This window comes from Azospirillum lipoferum, assembly GCF_024170005.1.
Taxonomy (GTDB): domain Bacteria; phylum Pseudomonadota; class Alphaproteobacteria; order Azospirillales; family Azospirillaceae; genus Azospirillum; species Azospirillum lipoferum.
On sequence record NZ_JALJXJ010000002.1, the window covers coordinates 585,025 to 596,613 of the forward strand.

The following is an 11,589-nucleotide window of genomic DNA, read 5'->3' on the forward strand; positions in this document are numbered from 1 at the left end:
CGGCCGGAATTCTTCTAGCCTTCCGGCCAGAATCCCTCGTCCATGATCTCGGCGAAGCTCCACGGACACTGGACGGGGAACGCCGCCTCGTCGATTCCCGTTTCGGCAGCGGCATCGCGCCGCGCCAGCCGGTAAGCGTCGGCCATCGATTCGCCCAGCTTCGACTTCAGGCTTGGATTGTCACGCAGGTGCGTTTCGATTTCATCGCGGCTGTTGGCGACCGAAAGACGCCAAGAGTTGCCGCGGCGGGCCGGCTGATGCTCCCATTTCAGCAGATGGTGCAGGAGCACGCGCAGCCGGCCGACCAGTTCCCGCTACTCGGTCTTGCCCATGCTCTCGATCTCCTCGGCGATGTGTTCGATATCCGCCGCGTCGAGTTTGCCGGCCCGAAGAATGGCGGCCTGTTCGTTCGCCCAGGCGTAGAAATCGCTGTCGTAGAGGCTGCTTCCGTCCATCGTCCACCTCCCCACATCAGCCCACATCGCCGGCCGGCACGGACGGGCCGGAGGCTCTCACCCCCGGTCCACCGCGCCGCACAGTGCTTACTTCGGAACCTTGCCCTGCACGCCTTCGACGTACCAGTCCATCTTCAGGATCTGCTCGTCGGTGGCGGTCTTGCCTTCCGGGATCACGACCTTGCCGGACTGGTCCTTGACCGGGCCCTGGAAGGAGTGGCGCTTGCCCGACACGATGTCGGCCTTGATCTGGTCGGCAAGCTTCACGACGTCGGCCGGAATGGCCGGGTTGTAGGGGGCCAGCTCGACCATGCCGGTGCTGATGCCGCCCCAGGTGTCGATCGGCTTCCATGTGCCGTCCAGAACCGCTTTCACCCGGTTGACGTAATAGCCGTTCCAGTCCTCGACGATCGCGGTCAGGTGCGACTTCGGACCGAAACGGGTCATGTCGGACGACTGACCGACCGACCACAGGCCACGTTCCTGTGCGGTCTGGATCGGGGCCGGGCTGTCGGTGTGCTGGACGATCACGTCCGCACCCTGGTCGATCAGCGCCTTGGCCGCCTCGGCTTCCTTGCCGGGGTCGTACCAGCTGTTGACCCAGACCACGCGGACCTCCGCCTTCGGATTCTGCTCGCGCAGCGCGATGGTGAAGGCGTTGATGCCGCCGACCACCTCGGGAATCGGGTAGGAACCGATGTAGCCGATGATGTTCGACTTGGTCATCTTGCCGGCGATGGCACCAACGACCGTGCGGCCCTCATAGAAGCGGCCCGAATAGGTCGCGACATTCTCGGCGCGCTTGTAGCCGGTGGCGTGCTCGAATTTCACGTCGGGATGGCGCTTGGCCACCTTCAGCGTCGGGTTCATGAAGCCGAAGGAGGTGGTGAAGATCAGCTTGTGGCCGCTGGCGGCCAGTTGCTCGATCACGCGCTCGGCATCCGCGCCTTCCGGCACATTCTCGACGAAGGTGGTGGTGACCTTGTCGCCCAGCGCCTTCTCCACGGCCAGACGGCCCTGGTCGTGCTGATAGCTGTAGCCGTGGTCGCTGACCGGGCCGACATAGACGAAGCCGACCTTCAGTTTCTCCTGCGCAAAGGCGGAGCCCATGCCCACACTCAGCGCGATCGCGGCGCCGGCCAGACCCAGCACCGTCTTGCCCATCGTCCTTCTGTTCACGTCGACGCTCCTTGTTCTTGATGTCGTGAGATATGGGCTTTGTTTCGTTTTCAAAACGACGCGTCAAGCATCGGGATGAAACAGTTTTCCCAGACAGGCCGGCGCGTTCAGGCGGATGCGGGCGACGTCCCGCGAAATCAGCACCAGGACCAGAACGGTAGCCAGATACGGCAGCATCGACAAGAGCTGCGACGGCACGTCGATGCCCAGCCCCTGGACATGCAGCTGAAGGATGGTGACACCGCCGAACAGCCAGGCGCCCAGCATGGCTCGGACCGGCTTCCAGGTGGCGAAGACCACCAGCGCCAGCGCGATCCAGCCGCGGCCCGACGTCATGTTTTCCGCCCACATCGGCGTGTAGTCCATCGACAGGAAGGCGCCTCCCAGCCCGGCCATGGCCCCGCCGAACAGCACGGCGAGGAAGCGGATGCGCAGAACCTTGTAGCCCAGCGCGTGGGCGGCCGTGTGGTTCTCCCCCACCGCGCGCAGGACGAGGCCGGCGCGGGTACGGTAGAGGAACAGATGGACCAGCGGCACCGCGGCCACCGCCAGATAGACCATGATGTCCTGGCCGAACAGCGCCTGCCCCACCACCGGCAGGTCGGTCAGGCCGGGGACGTACAGCTTGGGCAGTCCCTCCAGCGGGATGCCGACGAAGCCCTGGCCGATCAGCGCCGACAGGCCGACACCGAACAGGGTCAGCGCAAGGCCGGTCGCCACCTGGTTGGCCAGCAGGAACAGGGTCAGCACGGCGAACAGCGAAGAGGTGGCGGCACCGGCGAACGCTGCGGCGAGGAAGCCGGTGACGGCGCTGCCGGTCTGCACCGTCACGGCGAAGCCGCAGACGGCCCCCACCAGCATCATGCCCTCGACACCCAGGTTGAGGACGCCTGACTTCTCCACCACCAGTTCGCCGAGTGCGGCGAACAGCAACGGCGTCGCCGCCGCGAACATGGCGGCCAGGATCGGGCCGATCAGGGCAAGGTCATTCATGCCGCGGCCCTCCGCACACCGAAGCGGACCCGGTAGCGGATCAGCACGTCGCTCGCCAACAGGAAGAACAGAAGCATGCCCTGGAACACTCCGGTGATGGCCTTGGGCAGACCCATGGCGATCTGCGCCGCCTCGCCGCCGATGAAGGACAGCGCCATCAGCAGGGCCGCCAGCAGGATACCCACCGGGTGCAGCCGGCCCAGAAAGGCGACGATGATCGCGGTATAGCCGTAGCCGGGCGAGATGCTTGCGGTGACCTGCCCGATTGGTCCGGCGATCTCGCCCATGCCGGCGATGCCCGCCAGGGCGCCCGACAGCAGCAGCGTCAGCCAGACGATGCGCTTCTGGTCGAAGCCGGCATAACCGGCGGCAGCCGGTGTCAGGCCGATCACCTTGATCTGGAAACCGATGAAGGTCCGCGCGATCAGCAGCCAGCCGCCGGCCACCGCTGCCAGGGCGAACAGCGCGCCGAGATGGACGCGGGTCCCGCTCCACAGGATCGGCAGCACGGCATCGGCCTCGAACAGCCGCGATTCGGGGAAGGCGAAGCCGTCGGGATCGCGATAGGGGCCATGCACCAGATAGTTCAGCAGCAGAAGCGCGACATAGTTCAGCATCAGGCTGGTCAGGATCTCGCTGGCGTTGAAGCGCAGCCGCAGATAGGCCGGCACCGCCGCCCACACCGCCCCGCCGATCGCACCGCCGATCACCATCAGCGGCAGCAGCCACCAGCCGCCCTCGCCATAGAAGGCCAGCGCCAGCCCGCCGCCGGTGATGGCGCCCAGTGTCAGCTGCCCTTCGGCACCGATGTTCCAGACATTGGCGCGGAAACCGATGGCGAGCCCAACGGCGCACAGCACCAGCGGCGTCGCCTTCACTACCAGTTCGCCCAATCCGCGGACCGACGTCACCGGCGCGACAAAGAAGGAATAGAGCGCCTTCAGCGGGTCGAAGCCCATCGCCAGGAACAGGATGAAGCCGCTGAGCAGGGTCAACGCCACCGCCAGCAGCGGCGTGGCATAGACCATGGTCTTCGACGCCTGCCCGCGCGGCTCAAGACGGATGAAGCTCATGCGGCGTCTCCGGTGCTCACATACACATCAGACCGCACGCGTGATCTCCCCGTCTTCGTCCGGCGGCGTGCCGAACAGGCCGCCCATCAGCAGGCCGATGCGTTCCACCGTCGTCTCATGCGTCGGCCGGCTGTCGGACAGGCGGCCGTGGAACAGCACGGAAATCCGGTCGCTCAGCACAAACAGCTCGTCCAGATCCTGGCTGATGACCAGCACCGCGGCGCCCGAGCGCGCCAGATCGATCAGCGCCTTATGAATCGCCGCAGCGGCGCCTGCATCGACGCCCCAGGTGGGTTGGCCGACGACCAGAAGCTTCGGTTTCTGCAGGATTTCGCGGCCGATGATGAATTTCTGAAGGTTGCCGCCTGACAGCGACCGCGCCTCCGCCCGGTGTCCATGGGCGACGACGTTGAAGCCGCGGATGATCGTTTCGGCATAGGCCCGGGCGCGGGCGAAATGGACCATGCCGCCGCGCACCAGCGGCTTGCGGGCATAGCCGGACAGCAGCGCATTCTCCGACAGGCTGAGTTCCGGCACCGCACCGCGGCCCAGCCGCTCCTCCGGCACGAAGGCAAGGCCGAGCGCGCGGCGGGCCCGCGGTCCGAGATGTCCGGCCGACCTGCCCTCGATCACCACGGCGCCGGTATCAGCCAGCAGCGCCTCGCCGCTCAGCGCCGCCATCAGTTCTGCCTGGCCGTTGCCGGCGACACCGGCGATGCCGAGGATCTCGCCGGCCCGCACCTCGAAGTTGACGTCCTTCAGGTTGGTGGCGAAAGGGTTGTCGGAGGTGGTGGACAGGTGGCGCACCGTCAGGCGCGCCGCCCCGGCGGCACCCTGCGGCGGCCGTTCGGGAGTGGACAGCTCCGCCCCCATCATCATCTCGGCGAGGCTGCGCGCGGTCTCCTGCCGCGGGTCGGTGGCCCCCACCACCTTGCCGGCGCGCAGCACGGTGGCGCGGCTGCATAGCGCGCGGATTTCCTCCAGCTTGTGCGAGATGTAGAGGATCGTGCAGCCCTCCGCCGCCAGGACGCGCAACGTCTCGAACAGCTTGGCCGCCTCCTGCGGCGTCAGGACGGAGGTCGGCTCGTCCATGATCAGCAGCTTCGGGTCCTGCAACAGGCAGCGCACGATCTCCACCCGCTGCCGCTCGCCCACCGACAGGTGGAAGACATGGCGGCCGGGATCGAGCGCCAGCCCGTAGCGTTCCGACACTTCGCGGATGCGGCCGGCGAGTTGATCCATCGGCCCGGCATTGTCGAGGCCGAGCGCGATGTTCTCCGTCACCGTCAGCGTGTCGAACAGCGAGAAATGCTGGAACACCATGCCGATGCCGAGCCGGCGCGCGCCGGCCGGGTCGGGCACCGTCGTCTCCGCCCCCTGCCACAGCATCGTGCCGGAATCGGGGTGCAGCACCCCGTAGATCATCTTGACCAGGGTGGACTTGCCGGCCCCGTTCTCCCCCAGCAGCGCATGGATCTCGCCCGGTTGCAGGACGAGGTCGACATGGTCGTTGGCCAGACAGCCGGGGAAACGCTTGGTGATGCCGCGCAGCTCCAGGCGGGGCGGCAGAGCGACTGGGGGAAAGGTCTCGGCGTGCGAAGGCAAGGAGGAGCAATCCGGGAAAAGGTCAAACCTGCATGGCATTGCCAAAGCCATGCCACCGCTACGAACAGAGTAATCCGGCGGCACCACCGGGCGTCAACAATCGATCCTCTGCCCAACGGGGATGCATCTGCCGCTTTGGTCATCATGCCACAGTCGCTTCCGGCAACCCAGCCTTTCGCAGTGCGGTAGACACTTGCCAGAGGAGCCGTTCGGCCCAACACTTCAGTCGATCGGATGATGTGGAGGCAAGGATGTCGGCGGGTTACGCGGTGCTGGACCAGCGGAGCGTGGTGGCGGTTTCGGGCGATGACCGCAAGGCCTTCCTGCAAGGGCTGGTGTCCAACGACGTGCTGCGGGTCACGCCGGACCATGCCGCCTATGCCCTGTTCCTGACCCCGCAGGGCAAGTTCCTGCACGACTTCACGCTCGTCGAGTCGGGCAGCGGCGAGGACGCCGCGCTGCTTCTGGACCCGGAAACGGACCGCCGCGCCGACCTGCTGCGCCGGCTGAAGATGTACAAGCTGCGCTCCAAAATCGCCCTGGAGGACCGGGCGGAGCAGCTGCGTGTAGCCGTCACCTTCGGTGACGGCGCGCTGGAGGCGTTGGGATTGCCGGCCGAGCCGGGCGCGGCACGGCCCTTCGGCGGCGGCATCGCCTTCACCGACCCGCGGCTGCCGGCGCTGGGTGCCCGCCTGTTCCTGCCGGCGGACGGGGTCGCGGCGCTGGAAGCGGCAGGGTTGGCACTGCGAGATGTCGCGGAGTACGACAGGCTGCGCCTGTCGCTCGGCATCCCGGACGGCACGCTGGACCTCATCCCGGAAAAGTCGATCCCGCTGGAAAGCCGGATGGACGCGCTGAACGCCATCTCCTGGGACAAGGGCTGCTACATGGGACAGGAGCTGACCGCCCGCACCAAATACCGCGCCCTCATCAAGAAGAAGCTGTTCCCGGTCACCATCGACGGGCCGGCACCGGAATCCGGCACCCCGGTCACGCTGGACGGCAGAGAGGCCGGCGAGGTGCGCAGCGGCCGCGATGGCGCCGCAATCGCCCTGTTGCGGTTGGAGGACGTGCAGCGTGCCGCCGAGACCGGGCTGACCTTCCAGGCAGGGTCCGCCGTACTGACGCCGAGCGAACCGGGGTGGGACCGTACCACGAAGGGTTAGCCCCACACCGAAAGAATTCCCGGAAGGAGTGATCAAACGGGCTGCGCTCCTGTTGTTCTGCTGTCTTCAGACACAACGCAAAAGGAGCCACCCCATGCGTCGCACTCTGATCGTCACCGCCGCCACGCTGGCTTTGCTCTCCGGTGCCGCCGTCGCGCAGACCACCTCGCCGACCGTGGGCAACCCGTCCTCTTCCACCTCCAGCATGTCGAACACGGCCTCGCCGGACAGCTCCACCTCTGCCACCTCCGGCACGACGAAGTCGGGCGGCATGAGCGGCTTGGGCGGCCAGCTCGCCAGCGCCGACGAACTGATCGGCAAGAACGTCTACGGCCGCGACAACAACAAGATTGGCGAGGTCGACGACGTGATCCTCGACGCCAATGGTCAGGCCAAGCAGCTGGTCATCAGCTCCGGCGGCTTCCTCGGCATCGGCGAGAAGCAGGTCGCGGTCGATTACAGCGCCGCCAACTGGGATTCGCAGAACAACCGCCTGAACCTCGCCGGCATGAGCCGTGACGACGTCAAGGCGATGCCGGACTTCAAGTACGACGACACGATGACGTCGCTGAACAAGACCCGGAAGCCGGCGGAGAAGGAAACGGTCGCTCCGGGCGCCGCCCCGACCACGGGCAGCAGCACGACGAAGTAAGGGCCGATTGCGGCTTGAGGTGGGGGCATGACGCCCCCGCCTTTCATCCCCGCAGCAAATCCACGAACCGCCGGCAGGCCACGATCTCGGCGCGCACGTTCGCGCGGCGCTTCGTGGCCTCGGCGTCTTCACCCCACTGTTCGATCTGGTAGGTCTCGTCCAGCTGCGAGACCTCGAAGGCCTCTTCGGCGCTGAGCCGGCCTTCCAGCAGAGCCAGCGCGACGATGATCGACCCGCAGACGCCGGTGGCGGTCTGGAGCGCCGACAGAGTCCAGTCGTCCGTCCGCTCCACCACCCGGCGCAGGGCGGCCAGCGCCTCCTCGGGCTGCGGCTTCGGCATCAGGCCGGCGCAGACATGCAGCGGTGCGTCGTAGGTCAGAGCCGCCCAATCCAGCAAAGGCTGCCACAGTTGGGCCTGCCTTTCCACCAGCGGCTGGGGATGCTCGGCGCGGTAGCACAGCAGATCGGTTTCGGCATAGGCACTGATCGCAACGACGATCTCCGGCCGCTTGGTCGGGATCAGGTCGACGGCGGTGCTCGACAGTTGCATCAGCGGCATGGAATGTGCGGCGATCTGGTCGCCCTGCGCCGCCCATTCGTCGGCCACGCCCTGCGCCAGCGGCCAGCTGGGGAAGACCAGCGGCGCCTTGGCCGGGCTGCGCACCGGACGGCCGTCCAGCTCGACCCGGAAGCCGCCTTCGGTCTCGCCGACGCCCGCCGCCTTGTAGAAACGCTTCATCGCTTACCCTTCCAAAAGCTCCAGCACCGCAGTGGCGACATCGCGCCCGCGGTGGACGATGCGGTTGGCCCCGGCCCGCTCCAGCTCCGGCACTGCATGATAGCCCCAGGAGACACCGACAGACCGCACCCGCGCGTTGCGGGCCATCTGTATGTCGTAGGTCGTGTCACCGATCACAACCGTCGCTGCCTCTTCGGCACCGGTCTCCGCCAGCGCACGTTGGACCATGTGCGGGTTGGGCTTGCCGGGGCCGACGTCGGCCGTCTGCAAGGTGACGAAGCGCCCGGTCAGTCCATGGCCCTTCAACACCGAGTCCAATCCGCGCCGCGACTTGCCGGTGGCGACACCCAGCAGGACGCCTGCCTCCTCCAGCGCCACCAGCGTGTCGAGGATGCCCGGGAAGAGCGGCTCGTCCACCTCTCCGCGGCTGCGGGCGCTGGAGAAGGCGCGCTTGTAACTTTCCGCCACCGCGACATGCAGTTCCGCCTCCCGCTGCGGCAGCAGCAGGGCCACCGCCTCCACCAGCGACAGCCCGACCATGCGGCGGACATCCGCCGGATCGGGTTCGCCCAGCCCATGTTCGGCCCAGGCCCGGGTCATGGCGTCGATGATGGCGAACTGGCTGTCGACCAGCGTGCCGTCGCAATCGAACAGCGCGAGACGCAGCGGCGATTTCCCCAGGGGGATCATCACTCGAAATCCTCGAACGGGTCGTCGCGCAGGTTGGGGCTGAAGCCGAAATACTTCCAGGTCGCCTGCATGTGGTCGGGCAACGGCGCCGTCACGTCGATGGTCTTGCCGCCGCGCGGGTGCGGCAGGATCAGCCGGCGTGCATGCAGGTGCAGCTTCTTCGCCACCTCGGCCCCGGCCAGGAAGGCGCCCTGACCGGCATATTTGCCGTCGCCCAGGATCGGCGTGCCGACGGCGGCCATATGGACGCGCAACTGGTGGGTACGGCCGGTCAGCGGCCACATGGCGACGAAGGCCGCCTGCTTGCCGACATTCTCCTGCACCGAATAGACGGTGACGGCGCGCTTGCCCTCTTCCTTGTTCTCCGCCACCCGCTCGCCATGCGGGCCGCCTTCCTTGGCCAGCGCCAGGTCGATCTTGCCCTGGTAGGGCGTCGGCACGCCGACGGTGACGGCCCAGTAGATCTTCCGCACGGCACTGCCGCGGAACAGCTCGGTCAGCTTGCTGGCGGCGAAGGTGGTGCGGGCCAGCAGCAGGACGCCCGAGGTGTCCTTGTCCAGCCGGTGAACCAGCTTCGGCCGTTCTTTGCCGTCGAAGCGCAGGGCATCCAGCATGGCGTCGAGATGCTTGGAGGTGCCGGTGCCGCCCTGCACCGCTAGACCGGCCGGCTTGTTGATGGCGATCACGTCGGCGTCGCGGTAGAGCACCAGCGCCTGCAACTCGGCGATCTGCTTGTCCGACATGCCCTTGGGCTTGCCGGCCCCTTGACTCGGTCCCTTGACCGGCGCGGCCCAGGCGGCCAGCGGCGGGATGCGCACGCCCTGCCCGGCGGCCAGCCGCGACGACGTCTCCGCCCGCTTGCCGTCGATGCGGACCTGGCCGGTACGCAGCAGCTTCTGCAGGTAGCTGTGGTTCACGTCGGGGAAATGCCGCTTGAACCAGCGGTCTAGCCGCATGTCGGCCTCGTCGGCCGTCACGGTGCGGGTTTCGACCTTGCTGTCGCTCTTGGCTTCAGTCGACGCGGTATCAGCGTGATCGGCAGTGGGCTTGGGAGAGTCAGTCATCAGAGGGACACCGAAACAAGAGAACGCACGGCCCACAGGCCGGCAAAGAAGCCCACCACGCTGAACAGCGTCGAGGCGAGGAAGTATCCCGCCGCCGCAGCGATCTCGTCACGGGCGACGAGGACGCCGATGTCCAGCGTGAAGGAGGAGAAGGTGGTGAAGCCGCCCAGGACGCCGACCAGAAGGAAAGCGCGCAGTTCCGGCGACGGCGACCATGTCAGGCTCGCCAGTTCCGACAGCACACCCATCACCGTGCAGCCGATCACGTTGACGACGATCGTGCCCGCCGGGAAACGGGTGCCGACCGACTGCGCAATCACCATCAGCATCAGGTAACGCGCCACCGAACCGGCGGCACCGCCAACGGCGACGGCCAATAAGGACAGGGGGGATGCGAGCACGACGCCTCCGGACGAGCGCTGGGAACGGGAAACGAGGGTGGAGCGCCGGATTAGAGCCAGAAACCGGCGGACTTGTCACGCGATGGACAATCGCGGCAGGATCATCGATATGGAAACCCTGCCCGCCAACACCGCCCTGCTGATCGTCGACCTGCAGAAGGCCATCGACGACCCGCGCTGGAGCCGCATCGGCCCGCGCAACAACCCCGATGCCGAGGCGAAAGTCGCCACCCTCCTGGCCGCGTGGCGGCGGGAGGGGCGGCCCATCGTCCACATCCGCCACGATTCGGTGGAGCCTGATTCGACCTATCGCCCCGGCGGCCCCGGCCATGCCTTCAAGGAGGAGGCACTGCCGCTTCCCGGCGAGATGGTAATCGGCAAGCGGGTGAACAGCGCCTTCATCGGCACCGGCCTCGACGAATGGCTGAGCGGCCGCGGCGTCGGCACGCTGGTGGTTGCCGGTGTCATCACCAACAACAGTGTCGAGGCCACCGTGCGGATGGCCGGCAACCTCGGCTACGACGTGCGTCTGGTCGCCGACGCCTGCTTCACCTTCGCCCGGCTCGACCGCTCCGGCAGGCTGCGCACGGCGGACGAGGTCCACGACCTGTCCCTCGCCAACATGGACGGCGAATATGCGACGGTCGTGGACACGGCGGATGTCTTGAGGTGAATGCCCTACGCCAGCTTCGCCTTCAGGAACTCGACCGTCCGCTTCCAGGCCAGATCGGCGGCGTCCTTGTTGTAGCGCTCGGCCGAGGTGTCGTTGTGGAAGGCGTGGTTGACGCCGTCATAGACATAGATCTGGTGTTCGACGCCGGCCTTCTTCAGCGCCTCGTCATAGGCGGGGATGCCGGCGTTGATGCGCTGGTCCAGCCCGGCATAATGCAGCAGCAGCGGCGACTTGACCGTGGTGACCAGTGCCGGGTCGGGAGTCGGGCCGTAGAAGGCGACACCGGCCTTGAGGTCAGGCGCCTTGATCGCCAGCCGGTTGACCATGCCGCCGCCCCAGCAGAAGCCGACCGTGCCGACCTTCGCCGAGGAATAGCGGTAGGCCATCAGGTAGCTCATCGCCGCGACGAGGTTGTTGACCGTCTTGTCAGCATCGAGCTGGCCGATCATGTCGCGGGCCTTGTCGGGATCCTGCGGCGTGCCGCCCAGCGGCGACAGCAGGTCGGGCGCCAGCGCGACGAAGCCCTCGGTGGCGAGCCGGCGGGTGACGTCCTCGACATAGGCGTTCAGGCCACGGTTCTCGTGGATGACGATCACCGCAGGGGCCTTGTCGGCCAGCTTCGGCCGGGCGAGATAGCCGGCGACATCGCCGGTCGCGCCCTGGAAGCTGACCTTCTCCGCCGCCAGACGGGTGTCGTCCTCGCCGACGATGGCGGCGCGGGCATAGTTCGGCTCGATCGCCGCCAGGATCGCGGGGATGGCCGCCGCACTGCCGGCCAGCGCCGCCAGCCGCTCCAGGAAGACCCGGCGCGGCAGCGGCGCATGGGTGTATTCGTCGTAGAGATCGATGATCCGCTGGTCCATCCCCGATGCCCCCTGTTTTGCCTCGTGCCGCAGCTC

12 protein-coding genes and 1 pseudogene are annotated in these 11,589 nt (G+C 67.3%); 3 read left to right on the top strand and 10 right to left on the bottom strand.

The window, feature by feature from the left end; all coding sequences use genetic code 11:
• Nucleotides 1–14: 14 nt before the first annotated feature.
• The 5 genes and pseudogenes from J2848_RS06630 to J2848_RS06650 form a co-directional block, all read right to left on the bottom strand.
• Nucleotides 15–482: pseudogene (locus J2848_RS06630) on the bottom strand (DUF29 domain-containing protein).
• A 60-nt stretch (nucleotides 483–542) separates the two neighbouring features.
• Nucleotides 543–1,619: a BMP family ABC transporter substrate-binding protein gene (locus J2848_RS06635; RefSeq protein ID WP_149230435.1), complete on the bottom strand. Its 1,077-nt coding sequence runs from the start codon at nucleotides 1,617–1,619 to the stop codon at nucleotides 543–545.
• A gap of 78 nt (nucleotides 1,620–1,697) precedes the next feature.
• Nucleotides 1,698–2,627 (bottom strand): ABC transporter permease, encoded by a 930-nt coding sequence (locus tag J2848_RS06640; protein WP_149229915.1) that lies wholly within the window; start codon nucleotides 2,625–2,627, stop codon nucleotides 1,698–1,700.
• Complete coding sequence (locus J2848_RS06645) at nucleotides 2,624–3,700, bottom strand: ABC transporter permease (protein ID WP_149229914.1); 1,077 nt, start codon at nucleotides 3,698–3,700, stop codon at nucleotides 2,624–2,626. Before J2848_RS06645 ends, J2848_RS06640 begins: the two co-directional genes overlap by 4 nt.
• A gap of 27 nt (nucleotides 3,701–3,727) precedes the next feature.
• On the bottom strand, nucleotides 3,728–5,305 hold the full coding sequence (locus J2848_RS06650) for an ABC transporter ATP-binding protein (RefSeq protein WP_149229913.1): 1,578 nt from the start codon (nucleotides 5,303–5,305) through the stop codon (nucleotides 3,728–3,730).
• Nucleotides 5,306–5,556: 251 nt separating this feature from the next.
• On the opposite strand from J2848_RS06650, the gene ygfZ reads away from it, so the two are divergent.
• Nucleotides 5,557–6,471: a CAF17-like 4Fe-4S cluster assembly/insertion protein YgfZ gene (gene ygfZ / locus J2848_RS06655; RefSeq protein WP_149229912.1), complete on the top strand. Its 915-nt coding sequence runs from the start codon at nucleotides 5,557–5,559 to the stop codon at nucleotides 6,469–6,471.
• Nucleotides 6,472–6,565: 94 nt separating this feature from the next.
• Nucleotides 6,566–7,123: a PRC-barrel domain-containing protein gene (locus J2848_RS06660; RefSeq protein WP_149229911.1), complete on the top strand. Its 558-nt coding sequence runs from the start codon at nucleotides 6,566–6,568 to the stop codon at nucleotides 7,121–7,123.
• A 43-nt stretch (nucleotides 7,124–7,166) separates the two neighbouring features.
• Here the strand turns inward: J2848_RS06660 and J2848_RS06665 are convergent, their stop codons facing one another.
• Genes J2848_RS06665 through crcB form a run of 4 tightly spaced genes read right to left on the bottom strand, consistent with a single transcriptional unit; the run spans nucleotide 7,167 to nucleotide 10,017 of the window.
• Nucleotides 7,167–7,862 (bottom strand): ATP12 family chaperone protein, encoded by a 696-nt coding sequence (locus J2848_RS06665; protein WP_149229910.1) that lies wholly within the window; start codon nucleotides 7,860–7,862, stop codon nucleotides 7,167–7,169.
• 3 nt (nucleotides 7,863–7,865) lie between these two features.
• Complete coding sequence (locus J2848_RS06670; protein ID WP_149229909.1) at nucleotides 7,866–8,552, bottom strand: HAD-IA family hydrolase; 687 nt, start codon at nucleotides 8,550–8,552, stop codon at nucleotides 7,866–7,868.
• Nucleotides 8,552–9,616: an RluA family pseudouridine synthase gene (locus J2848_RS06675; protein ID WP_149229908.1), complete on the bottom strand. Its 1,065-nt coding sequence runs from the start codon at nucleotides 9,614–9,616 to the stop codon at nucleotides 8,552–8,554. The genes J2848_RS06670 and J2848_RS06675 overlap by 1 nt, the downstream gene beginning before the upstream one ends.
• Nucleotides 9,616–10,017 (bottom strand): fluoride efflux transporter CrcB, encoded by a 402-nt coding sequence (gene crcB, locus J2848_RS06680; protein WP_149229907.1) that lies wholly within the window; start codon nucleotides 10,015–10,017, stop codon nucleotides 9,616–9,618. Before crcB ends, J2848_RS06675 begins: the two co-directional genes overlap by 1 nt.
• A gap of 109 nt (nucleotides 10,018–10,126) precedes the next feature.
• Here crcB and J2848_RS06685 point away from each other — a divergent pair, with 109 nt between their 5' ends.
• Nucleotides 10,127–10,690: a cysteine hydrolase family protein gene (locus J2848_RS06685; RefSeq protein WP_149229906.1), complete on the top strand. Its 564-nt coding sequence runs from the start codon at nucleotides 10,127–10,129 to the stop codon at nucleotides 10,688–10,690.
• Nucleotides 10,691–10,695: 5 nt separating this feature from the next.
• On the opposite strand, the gene J2848_RS06690 is transcribed toward J2848_RS06685, so the two are convergent.
• Nucleotides 10,696–11,553, bottom strand: a complete 858-nt coding sequence (locus J2848_RS06690; RefSeq protein ID WP_149229905.1) for a dienelactone hydrolase family protein — start codon at nucleotides 11,551–11,553, stop codon at nucleotides 10,696–10,698.
• Nucleotides 11,554–11,589: the final 36 nt, after the last annotated feature.